This window comes from Actinomyces sp. oral taxon 180 str. F0310 (assembly GCF_000185285.1).
GTDB lineage: Bacteria > Actinomycetota > Actinomycetes > Actinomycetales > Actinomycetaceae > Pauljensenia.
The window spans coordinates 763,573-780,545 of the sequence record NZ_GL622194.1 but is presented as its reverse complement, the minus strand read 5'-3'; the positions used below and the strand labels follow the sequence as shown (position 1 = coordinate 780,545).

Here is a 16,973-nt window from a genome sequence, read left to right as displayed (position 1 = left end):
ACACGTCGCCGGCCCCGCGCACCAAGCGCGGGGGCGGCCCCGTCAAGGCGGGTGGGTCCGAACGAACGTTCGGACCCACCCGCCCCGCTATGCCCGTAACTCCCGCGGCTCAGCCCAGCGAATCGAAGAGAACCTGCAGGCCCTCCGCCATCGTCGGGTGAGCAACCGGGAGGAAACGCAGCTGCTCGTAGGTGAGGTGCCCGGCCATCGCCACCTGGACCGCGGTGATCACCTCGGACACGTTCGGGCCGATCAGCGTCGCGCCCAGGATCTCGTGTGTGCGCGCATCCACGACGGCCTTCCAGAAACCCTCGCCCGCGTAGCGCAGCGTCTTCGCCCGCGGGATCGCCGCCGTGGGAACGCGTGCCACCAGCACGTCCAGGCCGCGCTCGCGCGCCTCCTCCTCGTTCACGCCGATGCGAGCCAGCTCCGGGGTAGCAAACACCGCGTAGGGGATCGTGCGCCCGGCCGTGGACGTGGCCGGATCATCCTCGGCGGCACCCGTCAGCTGGAGGCGAATGATGCGGAAGTCCGACCACGAGGCGTGGGTGAACATCGGCGTGCCGGCGCAGTCGCCGGCCGCCCACACGTTCGCGGCGCTCGTGCGCAGGTGCTCATCGACCGCGACGAAACCGCGCGCATCCAGGGCGACCCCGGCCTCGTCCAGGCCGATGCCATCAGTGTTGGGCACGCGACCGGCCGCCACCAGGACCGCCTCGGCGGCGACCGAGGAGCCATCCGAAAGCACCAGGGTCGTCTCGTTGCCGGAGCGAGACGCCGACTGCGCGCGCACCCCGCGCACGATCCGCACGCCCGCCGCCTCCAGGCCTGCCTCGACGACGCGGGCCGCGTCCTCCTCCTCGCGCGGCAGCACGTGCTCTCCCGAGGAAATGAGAGTGACATCCACGCCGAAGGTCGCCATCATCGACGCAAACTCCACGCCGATGTAGCTGGCCCCGATGATCGCCAGGGAAGAAGGCAGCTCCTCCAGGCGCAGGATCTCCTCGTTCGTCCACGCGCCCGACTCCCACAGGCCCGGGATCGCGGGGCGGGCCGGGCGAGACCCGAGGTTGATGAGGACGCGCTCGCCGCGGATCGTCCGCTCTCCGCCGTCTTCCAGGGCGACGCTCACCGTGCGCTCGCCCACGAAACGGGCCTCTCCGCGCACAAAATCCAGGCCGGGGGCAGCGAACATCTTCTCGTGGGCGCCAACCATCGCCCCCACGATTCCCTCCTTGTGGGCGCGCAGCTTCCCCAGGTCAACGCGAGCACCGTCCGTGCCCACGACACCGAAAGCCTCGTCGCTGCGAGCATCCGCGAGGCGCCGCGCCGAGTTCACCAGCGCCTTCGTCGGAATGCAGGCGACGTTGATGCAGGTGCCGCCCACGAAGCGACGCTCCACCATCGCCACGCGCCAGCCCGCCTTCGCGCGCTCCATCGCCAGCGACTTGCCGGCCTTGCCGCCTCCGACGACCAGCAGGTCGACGTCTTCGATCGGATTCGTGGACATGTTGCTCCTTACGTTCGGAAAAGTCTCTTTCCTCAACGCGCGCGGTGCCGAGCTATTCCACCAGGCGAACACTCGGCGCGTGGTGATTGTCACTGCCACGGGTTCGTGTGACGCTCGTTTGGCCGGTGTATCGGTGCCATGTGTCATATGGTGACCGCGCGGCTGGTTTCAAGGCCCCCCGGCGTGCTTAGATAGTCCCATGAGGGCTCTAGATATTGGTGATTTCAAGCAGGATGTGGGGGCCGCGCTCGCGCGGGCCTCATCCGGGGAAGTCGTCACGCTCACGCAGGAGGGCCAGCCCGTCGCCGAGCTCGGCCCCGTGCGCATGTCGACCTACGCGCAGCTGCGCGAACTGGGCCTCGAGCGCCCCGCAATCGCGGACCTCGACGCCTACCAGATGCCGTCCAAGAACCTGCCCGACGGGCGTGGAGTGGTCGGCAAGATCAGCGAATGACCGCGCCGCGGGCGCCTCTCCGCGCCCGCGAGTTCGCGCGGTGCGAGGCGCCGTCCGCCCGCGCTATACCAGCCCTCCCGCGTCGCGCGGGAGGGTTTTGGCGCGCGCTAGCGCCTCCTCTTGGCCCTATTCGTCGGCTCCGCGCTGAGCGGATCCTCCGGCCACGGGTGCTTGGGATAGCGGCCGCGCAGCTGGGCGCGCACCTCCCGATACGGCCCCGCCCAAAAGGACGTGAGGTCCGAGGTTACCGCCGCCGGGCGCCCCGCCGGATCCGTCAAGTGCAGCACCAGGGGAACGCGCCCGCCCAAAAGCCGGGGCGTGTCCCTCCACCCGAAGGCCTGCTGGACGCGCAGGGTGAGGACCGGGTGCGCTCCGGCCCAATCCACCGGCCGGGTGCCCCCGGCGGGAATCTCGAGCCTCTCGGGAGCCAACTCATCCAGGCGCGCCGCCTCGGGCCACGGCAGCAGGGAACGCAGCACCTCGAGCATCGACACCGACGACAGGGGCGCTCCCTCGGCCAGGCGCCGCCCCCACGGGGCCAGCCAGGCCCCCGCACTCGAGGCCAGGGCCGCCTCGGACACGTCCGGCCACGGATCCCCCAGAGCGGCGCGCACCGCCGCCATCCTCTCGCGCAGCGACGAGGCTTCCTTCCCCCAGCCCAGCTCGCCCAGCCCGCGCGTCGCCAGATGCTCGGCCGCCAGCGCGGTAGCCTCCTCGGCGCCGAGGGACGCGGGGGAGGAGGACAGCGGGATCGCCCCCAGGGAACGCGTGCGCGTGGCCCGCAGTGCCCCGCGCTCGACCGACGCCCGCGTGTCCTCGCGGCTCAGCGCCGCGCCCGCCGCCAGCGCGTCCTCCTCCGATAGGGCAACGGCGGCCAGGATGCGCGCGTGGCGGGACGTGGGCGCCCGATCGATCGACGCGACGGCCAGCCACTCCTGCCCCTCGAGAGGGGAGGAACCCGGAAGCTCAGCCCCCACCCCGCCCGCCAGCACGTAGGCGGCCGAACCCGGGCGCTTGCGCGCGATCCACTGCGGATTCGCCAGCGCGCACGTGAGCGCCAGCTCGTCCTCGCGGGTCCGAGGCATGCCCCGCCGCTTGGGGAAACCCGCCGTGGCCTCGCCCTCCCACGCCTCGACGCCCGGCAGGTGCGAGGCCAGGCGCCGCAGCCGAGCCTCCGTCTCCCTCACGCGCGCCGCCAGGGGCCCGCCCGCCTCACCCCCGCGGCCCAGGCGGCGCTCGAAGCCCCCCAGGTCCGCGCCCGGGGCACGCACATCCTCGGCCAGCACGGCCACGAAACGCGCCGCCTTCGACGCACCCAGTGCGCCGCTGGCCACCAGGAGCGCCCTGCCGAGCGGCGGATCCAGGGGCAGGGACGCGAGCGTGCGCCCTAAAGCGGTCGGGACCCCGGCCTCGTCGATCGCCCCGAGGGAGGCCAGACGGGAGCGGGCGGCCTCCCACGTCCCCGACGGTGGAGCGTCCACCAGGGCGAGCTCCTCCACCGGAGTGCCCCACGAGGCCACCTGCAGGCGCGCGTCCGTGAGTTCCTGCGTGGCGATGCCCGGAGCCGACTGGGTGGGCCTGCGCGCCACGTCCACCGGGTCCATGACCCGCACCGCCACCCCGGGACCCATGCGCGCCGCACGCCCCGCCCTCTGCTCCAGTCGGGCCAGCGACGCCGGCACCGTCACCAGGGAGGACAGGGATCGCCCCGCGTCGAAACGCGGCTCGCGTGCCAGGCCGGAATCCACCACGACGGACACGCCCGGGACCGTCAGGGATGACTCCGCGATCGACGTGGAGAGGATGACGCGGCGCCCCGAGGCGGGGGACAGGGCGCGGTCCTGCTCGGCGGCGCTCAGCTGTCCGTGCAGGGTGAGAATCGGGACGCCGGGCAGGCTCAGGCCCCGGCGCACGGCCTCGATCTCGCCGACGCCCGGCAGGAACGCCAGGAGGGACCCGGACGTGGCAGCCACCGTGTCCTCGATCACGCGCACCACGTGCGCCAGGTACTCCCGGCGCACCCCCACGCGCTCCGACCCCAGCGCGCCCACGGCCTCCACGCCGCGCGGGGCCGGGGCGTAACGCACCTGGAGGGGGTGGATCTCCCCCGGGATGTCGACGGTCGCCGGATCGATGCCCGTGGCGTCGCGCAGCAGGGCGGTGGCGGAGGAGGCCTCCAACGTGGCCGAGGTCAGGGCGATGAACAGGTCCTCGCGCAGGGCCGCGCGCGCGTCCAACGCGAACGCCAACGCCAGGTCCGTGTCCAGGTCGCGCTCGTGAAACTCGTCGACGACGAGGGCCGCCACGCCCGGAAGCTCCGGGTCCCGCTGAAGGCGTCGCAGGGCCACGCCCGGGGTCACCATCTCCACCCGGGTCGCCTCGCTCACCCGCGAGTCCCCGCGCACCGAGTAGCCGACCTGGCCGCCCACCTCCTCACCGAGGAGGCGAGCGATCCTGCGGGCCGCCGCCCGCGCGGCGACGCGCCTCGGCTGGGTGACCAGGACCCTCGACGGCCCCTGCCCGCCACCGCGCCCTGCCAGGGCAACCGCGACGGCCACGGGCAGCATCGTCGTCTTTCCCGTGCCTGGGGGAGCCGTGACGAGCGCGCATCCGCCCGGACGCGCCGCTTGCGCGATGTCGCCCAGCGCGCGCGTCACCGGCAGGTCGGGCGGGCTGGCGAGAAGATCCTCCAGGGTAGGCATGCCCTCATTGTGCGTTGCGGCGCCTCCCGGCCGCATCCGCTCGCCCCACCTCGCAAGCGTATGCGGCCGGGGTCACTGCGCCGGGCGGCCCCACGGCCCCACCTCGCACCGAGGGCGGCGTAAACTGGAGCCAGTATGACTACGGAGAACACTGAGCCGACGCTCGCGGCGGTCACCCTCGCGCACACGACGGGCCGCGTCACCATCCCCGCAGACATGGACCCCATCACGGTCCTCGGCGTGGCCGACCAGGTGCTGCGCGCCCTGGAGCGGGGCTTCCCGCACGTGCGCTTCCTCGTCACCGGCAGGGAGATCTCCCTGGCGGGCGCACAGGCCGACATTGACGTGGCAGCCGGGCTCCTCGAAGAACTCATCGGGATGGCCAGGCGCGGCACCGCCCTGGACGCGACGGCCGTCGAACAGGCCATCGGGCTGCTGGGGCGCCTGGCCTCGGGCGAGGCCCCCACCGAGGAGATTCTCTCGGCGCGCGGGCGATCCATCCGCCCCAAGACACCCGGGCAGAAGGCCTACGCCGACGCGATCGACCGCGCCACCATCGTCTTCGGTATCGGCCCGGCAGGCACGGGCAAGACCTACCTGGCGATGGCCCAGGCCGTGCGCCGCCTCCTCTCGGGCGAGGTGCGCCGCATCGTCCTGACCCGCCCGGCCGTCGAAGCGGGCGAGAACCTGGGCTTCCTGCCCGGCTCCCTGACCGACAAGATCGACCCCTACCTGCGCCCCCTCTACGACGCCCTGGGCGACATGCTCGACCCCGAGGCCCTCCCCAAGCTCATGGCCGCCGGAACCATCGAAGTGGCGCCGCTGGCCTACATGCGCGGGCGCACCCTCAACGACTCCTTCATCATCTTGGACGAGGCCCAGAACACGACTCTCGGCCAGATGAAGATGTTCCTCACCCGCCTGGGCTTCGGATCGAAGGTCGTCGTCACGGGCGACGCCTCCCAGGTGGACCTGCCCGGCAGCCAGACCAGCGGCCTGGCCCTCATCGAGTCCATTCTCGGCGGCATCGACGACATCGAATTCTGCCACCTGACCAGCGCCGACGTCGTCCGCCACGAACTCGTGGGCGCCATCATCGACGCCTACCAGCGCTTCGACGACCGCAGCGCTGCGCGCCGCGCGCGCTCGCGCAGCCACCACACAGCACGCAGGGAGTACACGCCATGACCGAGGTCATCAACGAAACCGACTACGACATCAACGTCGCCGAGTTTTCAGCGCTGGCCGACTACGTGCTCGACCAGATGCACGTGAGCTCGGACGCCGAGGTCAACATCATCTTCATCGAACCCGAGCCGATGGAGGAACTGCACGTGCGCTGGCTCGACCTGCCCGGCCCCACGGACGTCATGAGCTTCCCCATGGACGAGCTGAAGCCCGGAACGGCGGACCACCCCACGCCCCCCGGCATGCTCGGCGACATCTGCATCTGCCCGCAGGTTGCCGCCCGCCAGGCGGCCGAGTCCGGCCACAGCGTCGCCGAGGAGATGCTCCTGCTGGCGACCCACGGAATGCTCCACCTCCTGGGCTACGACCACGCCCACGACGCCGAGCGCGAGGTCATGTTTGCGCTCCAGCGCAAGCTCTTGCTGACCTTCCTGGCCACGCGATGACCCTTGTCCCCTCGGCCGCCTCGGCCGCCTCGCTCCCGGGCGTGCCCTCGCTGGCGTTGCTGCTCCTGGCGCTCCTCGCCCTCGTGGCCGCGTCGCTGGCCCAGTGCGTCGAACAGTCCGTCCAACGGCTGACCTTGGCGGGGGTGGAGGACCTCGTCGAGGAGGAACGCAAGAACGCGCGCACCCTCTACGCGCTCGTCGACCACCAGCGGCGAACCCTGCTGTCCCTGCGGGCATTCCGCACCTTCTGGCAGGTCGTCTATGCCGTCATGGTCACGATCGTCCTGGCGGGCACGGGCATGCCGTGGTGGGCGGTCGCGCTCATCGCGGTTTTCGCTACCGCCGCCCTCCAGCTCCTCTTCGTGTCCTTCATCCCCGCCCGCTCGGGCGCCCGCAACCCCGAGGGCATCGCCCTGGCGGGAGCGGGATTCGCCTGGCGCCTCTCGCGCCTCAGTCACCTGGCCGACCCGGTGCTGCGTCGGCTGCGTTCCGCGCGCCCCGCTCCCGTCCCCACCGAGGCTCAGGTGCGTGCCGAGCTGATCTCCGACCTGCGTGAGATTGTCGACGAGGTGGGCGAAACCGAGGGCTTCGAGGAGGAGGACCGCGACATGGTTCGCTCCGTCCTCGACCTCGGGCACACCCTCGTGCGCGAGGTCATGGTTCCGCGCACCGATATGGTTACCATTGACGCGGACGCGCCCGCCCGCTCGGCGCTGCGTCTTTTCGTGCGTTCCGGCTTTTCGCGCGTGCCCGTCGTCGGCGATGACGTCGATGACATCCGGGGCATCCTCTACTTCAAGGACGTGGTCTCCCGGTGGGAGGCCAACGGCGGCCAGCTGGACATGCGCGCCGAGCAGATGATGCGCGCCGCCGAGTACGCGGTCGAAATGAAGCCGGCCGACGACATGCTGCGCCAGATGCAGGCCCAGCGCTTCCACATGGCGATCGTCATCGACGAGTACGGGGGCGTCGCCGGCCTGGTGACCCTGGAGGACATCCTCGAGGAGGTCGTCGGAGAACTCACCGACGAGCACGACCGCCACAGCGCCGAACCCGAAGAGATCGAGCCCGGGACGTGGCGGGTTCCCTCCCGCTACCCGATCTCCGAGCTCGGGGAGCTCCTCGGGCGCGACATCGAAGACGAGGACGTGGACTCCGTCGGAGGACTCCTCGCCAAGGCGATCGGCAAGGTCCCCCTCCCCGGTGCCACCGGCACGCTTGCGGGTGTGACGATGAGTGCGGAGGAGGCGCGCGGGCGACGCCGCCAGGTCTCCACGATTCTCTGTCGCCTTGACCCCGATTATCCTGCCCTCACCCCCGACCAACACCCCGCCGACGACAAGGACAACTGACATGCGATTCCCCTCCGACGACGAACTCATGGCCGGCCCCAACGCCCTCGGGGACGCGCGCATCGAGGTGGCCGCTGATGCCGCGGACCCGGAAGCCGACGCTCGCGCGCAGATCGACGCCGGCCTCGGCGAGGCGAGCGAGACCGGGGGTGAGCGGGGCGACGACGCCGAGTTCGACGACGGCGGGGTGGACCCGCAGGACCTGGAGGACGAGGAGGACGCGGACCTGGACGCCTTCGAGGCGCTGACCTCGCTCGCATCCCTGCGTGAGGATGCGGCCGCGACCATTGAGGTCCCCGACTTCCCCGAGGACTTCCGCGCCGGCTTCGTCTCCATCGTCGGGCGTCCCAACGTCGGCAAGTCGACCCTGACGAACGCCCTGGTCGGGGCTAAGATCGCGATCACCTCTGGCCGCCCCGAGACGACGCGCCACAACATCCGCGGCATCGTGCACGGGGATAACTACCAGCTGGTGCTCGTCGACACCCCCGGATACCACCGTCCCCGCACGCTGCTGGGCAAGCGCCTCAACGATATGGTGCGCGAGGCCCTCTCCGAGGTCGACGTCGTGCTCTTCTGCCTGCCCGCCGACCAACGCATCGGTCCAGGCGACCAGTTCATCGCCCGCGAGCTGCGCTCCGTCAAGCGTCCGATCATCGCCGTGGCCACCAAGTGCGACGCGGTTGCGCGTGAGCGCGTCATGAAGCACCTGCTCGCGATCGAGAAGCTGGGGGAGTGGGCGGCCATCGTGCCCGTCTCCTCGGTGGAGGGCAAGGGCATCGACCACCTGCGCGACGTGCTGGCCCAGACCGTGCCGCTCTCGCCGCCCCTGTACCCCGACGGGGACGTCACCGACGAGTCCCGCGACACCCTCATCGCCGAGTTCATCCGCGAGGCCGCCCTGGAGGGGGTGCGCGACGAGCTGCCCCACTCCCTGGCCGTCCAGGTCGAGGAAATCATCGAACGCCCCCGCCGCGAGGGCGACGAGCGGCCGCCCATGCTCGACATCCACGTGAACGTCTACGTCGAGCGCGACTCCCAGAAGGCCATCATCATCGGCCGCAAAGGCTCGCGTCTCAAGCAGATCGGCACCCAGGCGCGCGCACACATCGAGGAGCTGCTGGGGCGGCGCGTCTACCTCGACCTGCACGTGCGCACCGCCAAGGACTGGCAGTCCGATCCCAAGATGCTGGGGCGCTTGGGGTTCTGACATGCCTAGCGTCATCCGCGTGCGCGGCGCCCGCGTCCACAACCTGAAGAACGTGGACGTTGACGTTCCCTTGAATGAGTTTGTCGCGGTTGCGGGAGTGTCCGGGTCGGGTAAGTCTTCTCTGGCCCTGGGGACGCTCTACGCGGAGGGGTCACGGCGCTATCTGGAGTCCCTTGCGACCTACACGCGCCGACGCATCTCCCAGACGGCCAAGGCCTCGGTGGACGAGGTCGCGCATGTACCCGCCGCGCTCGCGCTGCGTCAGCGCCCGGGCGTGCCCGACGTGCGCTCCACTTTCGGCACGGCGACAGAACTCCTCAACCACCTGCGGCTCCTGTTCTCGCGTGCGGGCTCCTACTTGTGCCCCAACGGGCACCGTGTGCCGCCCTCGCGAGCCGTCGCCCTCGAGATTCCGCTCGTGTGCCCGACATGCGCGGAGTCCTTCTATGGGCTCGGAGCCGAGGAGATGGCCTTCAACTCTGGGGGCGCGTGTCCCGTGTGCGAGGGGACGGGCGTCCAGCGCCTCGTGAATCGTGACGCCCTCGTGCCCGATCAGTCTCTCACCATTGACGAAGGGGCCGTCTCCCCGTGGGGATCCCTCATGTGGAAACTCATGAAGGACGTCGCGAGGGAGATGGGCGTGCGTACCAACGTGCCTTTCCGAGACCTGACCGACGGAGAAAAGACGATCGTCTACGAGGGCCCGCCCGAGAAACGGCACATCGTCGTGGCCACCAAGACGGGAGGCACGGACCTGGACTTCACATACTTCAACGCGGTCGCCACCGTCGAAAACGCGCTGTCGAAGGCCAAGGACGAGAAGGCTCTCGCCCGCGTCTCCAAGTACCTCATCACCCGCACGTGTCCCGCCTGCGAGGGCACGCGGCTGGGGGAGCGGGTGCGCTCCACCCTCATCGACGGTATGGACCTGGGAGCGGCCTCCCGCCTGACCCTGACCGAACTGCGCGAGTGGGCCTCGCGGGTCCCGGGCCTTGTCCCGGATGAGGTCGCGCCCATGGCCCGCGTTATCGTCGACGAGATGACTGAGCCGATGGAACGCCTCGTCGAGTTGGGCCTGTCCTACCTGTCGCTGGACCGCGCCTCCTCGACCCTGTCCAACGGCGAACGCCAGCGCGTCCAGCTGGCCCGCGCGGTGCGCAATCGCACGACCGGGGTCCTCTACGTCCTCGACGAACCGACGATCGGCCTGCACCCCGCCAACGTCGACGGGGTCCTCGCGATTATCCGCGAGCTGATCGCCGACGGAAACAGCGCCGTCGTCGTCGACCACGACACGCGCGTCCTCGGGGCTGCCGACCACCTCATCGAGATCGGCCCGGGCGCTGGCGCGAACGGTGGCAGCGTCATCTTCCAGGGGTCCATCGACGAGGCCCGCGCCGCCCCCGCCTCCCGCATTGGCCCGTACATGGCGGGCTCGCGCAGGGTTGAACGGCAGACGGGGGAGTCGGAATCTGGCGCGGACACGGATGGGCGCGGCGCGATTCACCTGGAGACCTTGCGGATACACACGGTGGCACCGCTGAGCGTAGACATCCCCGTGGGGACGCTGACGGCGGTGACGGGCGTGAGCGGGTCCGGCAAGACGACGCTCGTGCTGGAATCGCTGGTTCCCGCGCTGCGCGCCCAGCTGGCGGGTGAGGCGCTGCCCGGGCACGTGCGCGACGTGGATGCCGCCGGGATGTCCCGCGTCAACCTGATCGACGCGACGCCCATCGGCGTCAACGTGCGCTCGACCGTTGCCACATATTCCGGGGTGCTGGACGAGCTGCGCCGCGCCTTCGCTCGCACCGAGGAGGCAACAGCCGCCGGGCTGAAGGCGGGCGCGTTCTCCTACAACACGGGCTCGCTGCGCTGCGCGACCTGCGACGGTACCGGGCAGATCACCCTGGACGTTCAGTTCCTGCCGGACGTGGACATCGAGTGCACGCAGTGCCGGGGGAGCCGCTACGGGACCCAGGCCAATGAGATCCGACGCGAGGGCCTGAGCCTGCCCGAGATCATGACGATGAGCGTGGACGAGGCCCGGGTGGCCGTGCGCGGACTCAAGAAAGCGGGTGCTCTCCTCGAGACGTTGTCCAGCCTCGGCCTGGGCTACCTGACGCTGGGGGAGGCCACGCCCGCCCTGTCCGGCGGTGAGGCGCAGAGACTTAAGCTGGCCTCGGAGATGGGACGCCGCCAAGACGGGACGCTGTTTGTCTTCGACGAGCCGACGATTGGCCTGCATCCGGACGACGTGCAGGTCCTCCTCGACGTGTTGCAGCGCCTCATTGACCGCGGCGCGACCGTCCTGGTCATCGAGCACGATGTGGACCTGATTCGCTGCGCCGACTGGGTGATCGACATGGGGCCGGGCGGCGGAATTGAGGGCGGCCGCATCGTCGCACAGGGGACGCCGACCGATATTGCAGCCAACGAGGCCTCGGTGACGGGCCGCTATCTGCGCTGACGGGGTCATCATTACCGGCTCGGCGCCCTGTGCCCGGGCTGGTTGTGGCGGGGAGGGGATGGGTTCTGTCAGTTCCGCGTTTGTTCTTGTGTGTTGGGGCGCTGCACCCGATCCGTAGGCAATGCACCTCTTCTGTTCGGGTGCACTGCCCCTGATCGGGTGCACTGCCCCTGATCGGGTGCACTGCCCCTGTGCTTCTGGCGGCTGGTGGCTGCCTGGGGTGTAGGGCTCAGCTGCGCATTGAGTGGTTCGGGGTGCAACCCGTCGTGGGGCCGGGCTGCGCATAGAGGGGCGCACGGCGCCACCCGTAGGGCCCAGTTGGCGAGGCCTCGGCGGCGGGCCGCTACCTGCGCTGAGGTCTTCGGGACAAAACGAGCGCCCGGCTGCGCAATGGCAGCCGGGCACAAGTGTTGTCAGAGCGAAACGCTCACTTGACGATGACGACCCGCAGGAAGCGGGGGCCGTGCACGCCGTTGACACGGACGAGCTCGATGTCGGAGGTCGCAGAACCACCGGCGATCCACGTCATGGGGCGCGTCGGGTTCTTGCCGAGGATATCGACCGCCTGAGGGACCGTGGGCACGATGTCCTCACGCCTGAGGACGACGACGTGTGTGTCGGGCACCAGGGAGATGGCGCGGCGCCCCTGGTCCGGCTCGCCATCCAGGACGATCGTTCCCGAAATGGAGATTGCGACGCGGCTGCGGGTGACCACGGCGTCGATCTCGTCCAGCTCCAGGGTGGGGATGGCCTTCTCGCGACTGTCTTCGCGCACCGTCCTGCCCTCGCGGGCGGCCGCCTTCTTGAAGGCCTCGTCCAGGCCGGTGGGGACGACGACCGAGGTCGCCTTCTGATCGACCAGGAACGAAGAGATGGCGTCGGCAGCCTCGTCCTCGCTGGAGACTACGACGACCTGCGCGGAGTAGTCCTCAAGCTTCTCGATCATCTCTTCCACGACGGCATCCGAGCCCGGAGCGTGCTCGGTGGAGCGGATGTAGTCGCGGGGAATGGGACGCACGGGGCGGCCCTGCTGGGAACGGGAAATGGCGTCGCGGGCGCGCGCTAGGATCGCGGTCTTCGCGTCCATCGTGATCTTGCTCATGTCACGCCTCCTCGGGGGTCGTGCTGGTGGTCATGCCGTGCTCGGAGGCGAGCGGGATGCCCGTGGCGGGCGCGTCCGTGCGCGGAGCGTTCGCATCGGAGTCCGCGTGCGTGCGCTTCCACCACTCGCGGAACGTCTCCTTGGGGGCGACGGGCAGGTCGCGTGCGCGCGTCCACAGCGAGGCCGGGAAGGGCAGCGCCCCGATCGACCCCTTCTTCGCGAAGAGCCGGGTGGCCTTGGCGGGCTTGCCCGCTGCCTTCCACAGCTTCGCGTTGGACATCATCGGTGTGGTCACGCCCATCGCCAGGTCCCACACGTCCGGCACGATGTTGCGCTTGATGTCAACCGTGCGGGCGCGCATGTGGATGAGGATGGTCGGAATGTCGATCTTGACGGGGCAGACCTCGCCGCAGGCGCCGCACAGGGAGGACGCGAAAGGCAGGGTGTGCACCGGGTCCTTCTCGTCCAGGCCCTGGGTGAGCTGCGGGGTGAGGATCGCGCCGATGGGGCCCGGGTAGACGGAGCCGTAGGCGTGACCCGAGGTGTGCTGGTACACCGGGCAGATGTTCATGCACGAGCCGCAGCGGATGCAGGCCAGGGCCTGGCGGCCGATTGGGTCGGCGAGGACCTTGGTGCGCCCGTTGTCCATGAGGATCAGGTGGAACTCCTGGGGGCCGTCGCCCGGGGTGACGCCCGTCCACATGGACGTGTAGGGGTTCATGCGCTCGCCGGTGGCGGAGCGGGGCAGCAGCTGGGAGAAGATCTCCACGTCCTGGAAGCGGGGGACCAGCTTCTCGATGCCCATCAGGGTGATGAGCGTGTCGGGCAGGGTCAAGCACATGCGGCCGTTGCCCTCGGACTCGAAGATGGAGACGGTTCCGGTTTCCGCGATGCCCATGTTGGTCCCGGAGACGGCGACCTTGGCGTGCAGGAACTTCTTGCGCAGGTGCGCGCGGGCGGCGCCCGTGAGCTCGGTGGGGTCGTCGGAGAGGTCGCGCGGTGCGTCCTCCATGCGATCGAGGAAGATACCGCGAACCTCGGAGCGGTTGCGGTGGATCGCCGGGACGACGATGTGGCTGGGCATGTCGTCGGCGAGCTGGACGATCATCTCGGCGAGGTCCGTCTCGCGGGCGTTGATGCCCTGAGCCTTGAGGTACTCGTTGAGGTTGGTCTCCTGGGTGGCCATGGACTTGACCTTGACGACCTCGTCGACGCCCTTGGACTTGATGATGGCCGCGACGATGCGGTTGGCCTCGTGCTTGTCGCGCGCCCAGTGGACGATGCCACCGCGGGCGGTGACGTTGCGCTCGAACTCCTCGAGGAGTTCGGGCATGCGGGACTCGACCTCGAACTTGACGGCCTCGGCGGCGTTGCGTAGGTCCTCCCAGTCCGGCATCTCGGCGACTCGCTGTCCGCGCTTGGTGCGAATCGTGCGCGTCGCGTGTCCGAGGTTGCGACGCATCTGGGTGTTGGCCAGGGTCTTGTGTGCGCCCTCGGGGAAGGAGGGGCCCCAGCGGAGGGTGTCCTCGGGGATGGTGACGGTGGTGCGCCAGCCGCCGGTGTGTGAGTCGGGGGCGGAGGGCATTCCGATGAACGTTGCGGTCATGTCAGATCACCTGTGCGCTTTCGGGTGCGAAGGAAATGTTGCCCTCGAAGGGCTGGTCCTTGGTGGAGGCCAGGATTTCGGCGAGGTGCATGGGGCGGATGCCGGAGTTGAGGCGGGAGAGGCCCCCGCCCACGTGCATGAGGCAGGAGTAGTCGCCCATGACGAGGACCTCGGCGCGCGTGGACATGACGTTGGTGACCTTGTCCGCGAGCATCGAGGTGGAGGTCTCGGAGTTCTTCATGGAGAAGGTGCCGCCGAAACCGCAGCAGACCTCGGCGTCGGGCAGGTCGATGAGGGTCAGGCCCTCGACGTTGCGCAGCAGGCGGTAGGGGCGGTCGCCGACCTTGGCGATGCGCAGGGAGTGGCAGGTCGGGTGGTAGGTGACGGTGTGGGGGAAGTATGCGCCCACGTCTTCGAGGCCCAGGACGTCGGTGATGAGTTCGGTCAGATCGTAGGTGTGCTGGGCGATGCGCTGGGACTGCTTGGCCAGCTGCTCATCGCCCACGTGTTCGGCGACGATCTTCTGCTCGTGGCGAGCTGCGCCGGTGCAGGAACCGGAGGGGACGACGATGGCGTCCCACTGTCCGTCCAGGACGGGTTCGAAGGCCTTGACGTGGTTGCGGGTGATCTTGGCTGCGTCTTCGAAGTAGCCGGTGTTGGCGTGCATCTGGCCGCAGCAGACCTGGTCTTCGGGGAACACGACTTCGTGGCCGAGGCGCTCAAGCAGGGTCACGGTGGCTTGCGCTGCCTGGGGGAACATGACGTCTGCTAGACAGGTGGAAAAGAGAGCGATGCGCACGGGGGATCCTTCCTCGTAGGTGCTGTCCAACTCAGGGTATGGCTGGGCCGGAGGTCCCAGCGACCGATATTGTCTGGACAACACTTGCAAGGTCGGTCTATCCGCTATTTTCCGCGGGAAAGTCCGTGGAGGTGATCGGCGAAAAATCGCCCCTCGCCGGGCGTTGTGGGACTTTCGGGGAGCGACTTAGCTCAGAGTGTGTTTTCGTTTTTCGTTTTTCGGTGGTGCCTGGTATGCCCGGACCCTCCGCTGCCTCGCAGATGGACGAGGCGAGGGCGGAAGCCCCGCCCGGTTGGCTACAGGTCGCCGATGGGGGCCTGGTGGTCGTAGTCCATGAATGCCTCCACGTACACCTGCAGGTTGTTCTGGTGCCTGGCCGCGTTCGGGCCCAGGTTCGGACCGCCCATGAGTCCGACAACCGGACTGACTATGACGTGCCAGTCCTCTGTGACCATGAAGAACCTCTCGGATGCAATGAGTTCCAGGTAGCTGATGACCGTGCGCTGGAGGTTCTCCTTGTTCGAGCAGTAGGTGTCGATGGCCTGGTCGACCGAAATAATGTCGTTGATGTGGTCAGTGATTCGCTGGTCGAGCCGCTGCAACCGGGCGATCGGCTGCTGCGAGGTGTCGCCCTGCCATCCCGCCTGGACGTGGCCCCTGGCCTCGTTGACCCCGCTGCGCCTGGCCTGGTTGTTGCTCTGGGACTGGCGCAATTCGCTTTGCACGGTGCGAAGCGACGACAGGTCCATGGACAGAAGCTGGCTCTTGGTGATCATGAATCCCCCTGGGAACGTTGGAGTTCGGCGATTGCCCGCGCAATGTCGCCCTGCGTCGTCTCGTAGACCCTGATCGTTTCCCGCAGGTCCTTCTGCGTCTTGTCGATGTCCTGGTCCAGCTTCTGGTCGTCATTGTTCAGCGTCGTGATCGAGGCGGTCAGCCTGCTGACGTACTCGCGGCAGCAGGGGTCCCCACCCGGCTGCGAGATTGTGACGCTGGAATGTGCGCCCTGGTCGAGGCTGGCTGCCGCCCGCTCAACCTCGTCGCTTGAGAAGCGTAAGTATGGCACGGTTGCTCTCCTTCAGTGAGGTTATATGTGCCAGGCTACTCGCGCCGGGAGGCTGGAGCAAGCGACTCCCACCACCCGGTCAGATTGCGATGTCGTGCGTTGGGCGGCTATTGAGGCGCGGAGGCACGGAGGCTTGGGGCAAACGGGGTGCATGCCGACGCGAGCGCCGCGACGGCGGGCGCGGGTGCGAGGAGTTGAAGAGTGGGCTTCGTGTGTTTCCTTAGGTGTGAAGTCTTCGATACGTTCATCAACGAGGCTGGGGTGGGCCTAGAGGATGAGGCGAAGCACCGTGGCGCTTAGGAGTGGCCGATGGCGGTCAACACGAGAAGGTGGCAATCTTCGGACATAGCCAGCGCCTCGAGGTTCATGGGACCGAAGTCGCGTGGGATCTTCTCCTTATCCGGTGCGAGGGCATTGTCCGCAAACTTCGGGTCGATGGTGGTGAACTGGCAGTCCTGGGGGACGTACTCGTAGAGATCGGGATAGATGCCGGGTAGGAGTGTGTCGGTGGTTGTCCCCTCCGTTAGGAGCTGCACCGTCTCGTTGGGAACGGTGGCAACAGCGGTGAGCCAGAATTCGGGGTCCTGTGCGGGAATAAAGGCAAGTGCCGGGGAATACTCGAGGACGACGTGCGCTTCGCTCGCCTCCATGTTCGGCCAACGCACGTTCACGGAGTCCGTCCGGGCCTTGACGGTCGGCTCTTCGTCGCTCTCGAAGACAAACTCAGAGAAGCGGGGATCCTGCGGGTATTGAGTCGGCGTGGCCCTCGGTGTGTCCTTGGGGGTGAACGGGTTGCAGGCAGCGGTGAGCGCCGCGACCACGAGCAGTGGTACGATGGTCTTAACAGTGAGTTTCATGTTTTCCTACGGCTGATCGTTCGGCTGTCATTGACGGAGCCTGCGGAGGAGTGGCAATCAGCTGCCGCGGTGGCCGAGGGCGGTAATGACCATCAAATGGCAGTCCTGTGACACGGCGAGATCCTGGATGATCATCGGATCAATTGTGGGCACGGTTGCGTGTGAAAATTGGGGGCGCTGGAGAGTTTTGTTCGCGTGTTCGAGATCAATGTGG

The 16,973-nt window shown here is 68.8% G+C and carries 14 protein-coding genes; 6 read left to right on the top strand and 8 right to left on the bottom strand.

Annotated elements, in window-relative coordinates:
• Window positions 1-109: 109 nt before the first annotated feature.
• Window positions 110-1,510 carry a dihydrolipoyl dehydrogenase family protein gene (locus HMPREF9006_RS03445; RefSeq protein ID WP_009212146.1) on the bottom strand — a complete coding sequence of 467 codons (1,401 nt, stop codon included), beginning with the start codon at window positions 1,508-1,510 and terminating at the stop codon, window positions 110-112.
• A gap of 199 nt (window positions 1,511-1,709) precedes the next feature.
• Here HMPREF9006_RS03445 and HMPREF9006_RS03440 point away from each other — a divergent pair, with 199 nt between their 5' ends.
• Window positions 1,710-1,964, top strand: a complete 255-nt coding sequence (locus HMPREF9006_RS03440; protein WP_009212145.1) for a type II toxin-antitoxin system Phd/YefM family antitoxin — start codon at window positions 1,710-1,712, stop codon at window positions 1,962-1,964.
• A 107-nt stretch (window positions 1,965-2,071) separates the two neighbouring features.
• Here the strand turns inward: HMPREF9006_RS03440 and hrpB are convergent, their stop codons facing one another.
• Window positions 2,072-4,666 carry an ATP-dependent helicase HrpB gene (gene hrpB, locus HMPREF9006_RS03435; RefSeq protein WP_034230990.1) on the bottom strand — a complete coding sequence of 865 codons (2,595 nt, stop codon included), beginning with the start codon at window positions 4,664-4,666 and terminating at the stop codon, window positions 2,072-2,074.
• Window positions 4,667-4,801: 135 nt separating this feature from the next.
• Between hrpB and HMPREF9006_RS03430 the strand changes: the two genes are divergently transcribed.
• The 5 genes from HMPREF9006_RS03430 to HMPREF9006_RS03410 are packed head-to-tail and all read left to right on the top strand — an operon-like array spanning window position 4,802 to window position 11,329.
• A complete protein-coding gene (locus HMPREF9006_RS03430) occupies window positions 4,802-5,854 on the top strand; it encodes a PhoH family protein (protein ID WP_009212143.1) in 1,053 nt (350 codons plus the stop codon).
• Window positions 5,851-6,300 carry an rRNA maturation RNase YbeY gene (gene ybeY, locus HMPREF9006_RS03425; RefSeq protein WP_009212142.1) on the top strand — a complete coding sequence of 150 codons (450 nt, stop codon included), beginning with the start codon at window positions 5,851-5,853 and terminating at the stop codon, window positions 6,298-6,300. The genes HMPREF9006_RS03430 and ybeY overlap by 4 nt, the downstream gene beginning before the upstream one ends.
• A complete protein-coding gene (locus HMPREF9006_RS03420) occupies window positions 6,297-7,652 on the top strand; it encodes a hemolysin family protein (RefSeq protein WP_009212141.1) in 1,356 nt (451 codons plus the stop codon). Before ybeY ends, HMPREF9006_RS03420 begins: the two co-directional genes overlap by 4 nt.
• 1 nt (window position 7,653) lies before the next feature.
• Entirely contained in the window at window positions 7,654-8,862 is a 1,209-nt protein-coding gene (gene era / locus HMPREF9006_RS03415; RefSeq protein WP_009212140.1) for a GTPase Era, read from the top strand.
• A gap of 1 nt (window position 8,863) precedes the next feature.
• A complete protein-coding gene (locus HMPREF9006_RS03410) occupies window positions 8,864-11,329 on the top strand; it encodes an excinuclease ABC subunit UvrA (protein ID WP_009212139.1) in 2,466 nt (821 codons plus the stop codon).
• 427 nt (window positions 11,330-11,756) lie between these two features.
• Here HMPREF9006_RS03410 and HMPREF9006_RS03405 read toward each other — a convergent pair whose 3' ends face one another.
• From HMPREF9006_RS03405 to HMPREF9006_RS03380, 6 genes are all read right to left on the bottom strand, one after another.
• Complete coding sequence (locus HMPREF9006_RS03405) at window positions 11,757-12,431, bottom strand: LutC/YkgG family protein (protein ID WP_009212138.1); 675 nt, start codon at window positions 12,429-12,431, stop codon at window positions 11,757-11,759.
• Window position 12,432: 1 nt separating this feature from the next.
• Window positions 12,433-14,037 (bottom strand): LutB/LldF family L-lactate oxidation iron-sulfur protein, encoded by a 1,605-nt coding sequence (locus HMPREF9006_RS03400; RefSeq protein WP_009212137.1) that lies wholly within the window; start codon window positions 14,035-14,037, stop codon window positions 12,433-12,435.
• A gap of 1 nt (window position 14,038) precedes the next feature.
• Complete coding sequence (locus tag HMPREF9006_RS03395) at window positions 14,039-14,836, bottom strand: (Fe-S)-binding protein (protein WP_034230985.1); 798 nt, start codon at window positions 14,834-14,836, stop codon at window positions 14,039-14,041.
• Window positions 14,837-15,132: 296 nt separating this feature from the next.
• The gene (locus tag HMPREF9006_RS03390) at window positions 15,133-15,612 is read right to left on the bottom strand and encodes a hypothetical protein (protein WP_009212135.1); all 480 of its coding nucleotides are present in this window, start codon (window positions 15,610-15,612) and stop codon (window positions 15,133-15,135) included.
• Window positions 15,609-15,902, bottom strand: coding sequence for a hypothetical protein (locus HMPREF9006_RS03385; protein ID WP_009212134.1), 294 nt, complete (start codon window positions 15,900-15,902; stop codon window positions 15,609-15,611). The genes HMPREF9006_RS03390 and HMPREF9006_RS03385 overlap by 4 nt, the downstream gene beginning before the upstream one ends.
• Window positions 15,903-16,198: 296 nt before the next feature.
• Entirely contained in the window at window positions 16,199-16,759 is a 561-nt protein-coding gene (locus HMPREF9006_RS03380; protein ID WP_009212133.1) for a hypothetical protein, read from the bottom strand.
• Window positions 16,760-16,973 lie beyond the last annotated feature (214 nt).

Excerpts from the sequence above, each read along its gene's own strand:
- ybeY (WP_009212142.1), top strand. The coding sequence starts at position 5,851 with ATGACCGAGGTCATCAACGAAACCGACTACGACATCAACGTCGCCGAG.
- HMPREF9006_RS03440 (WP_009212145.1), top strand. The coding sequence starts at position 1,710 with ATGAGGGCTCTAGATATTGGTGATTTCAAGCAGGATGTGGGGGCCGCG.
- HMPREF9006_RS03405 (WP_009212138.1), bottom strand. The coding sequence starts at position 12,431 with ATGAGCAAGATCACGATGGACGCGAAGACCGCGATCCTAGCGCGCGCC.
- HMPREF9006_RS03400 (WP_009212137.1), bottom strand. The coding sequence starts at position 14,037 with ATGACCGCAACGTTCATCGGAATGCCCTCCGCCCCCGACTCACACACC.
- HMPREF9006_RS03390 (WP_009212135.1), bottom strand. The coding sequence starts at position 15,612 with ATGATCACCAAGAGCCAGCTTCTGTCCATGGACCTGTCGTCGCTTCGC.
- hrpB (WP_034230990.1), bottom strand. The coding sequence starts at position 4,666 with ATGCCTACCCTGGAGGATCTTCTCGCCAGCCCGCCCGACCTGCCGGTG.
- HMPREF9006_RS03410 (WP_009212139.1), top strand. The coding sequence starts at position 8,864 with ATGCCTAGCGTCATCCGCGTGCGCGGCGCCCGCGTCCACAACCTGAAG.
- HMPREF9006_RS03445 (WP_009212146.1), bottom strand. The coding sequence starts at position 1,510 with ATGTCCACGAATCCGATCGAAGACGTCGACCTGCTGGTCGTCGGAGGC.
- HMPREF9006_RS03430 (WP_009212143.1), top strand. The coding sequence starts at position 4,802 with ATGACTACGGAGAACACTGAGCCGACGCTCGCGGCGGTCACCCTCGCG.
- era (WP_009212140.1), top strand. The coding sequence starts at position 7,654 with ATGCGATTCCCCTCCGACGACGAACTCATGGCCGGCCCCAACGCCCTC.
- HMPREF9006_RS03420 (WP_009212141.1), top strand. The coding sequence starts at position 6,297 with ATGACCCTTGTCCCCTCGGCCGCCTCGGCCGCCTCGCTCCCGGGCGTG.
- HMPREF9006_RS03380 (WP_009212133.1), bottom strand. The coding sequence starts at position 16,759 with ATGAAACTCACTGTTAAGACCATCGTACCACTGCTCGTGGTCGCGGCG.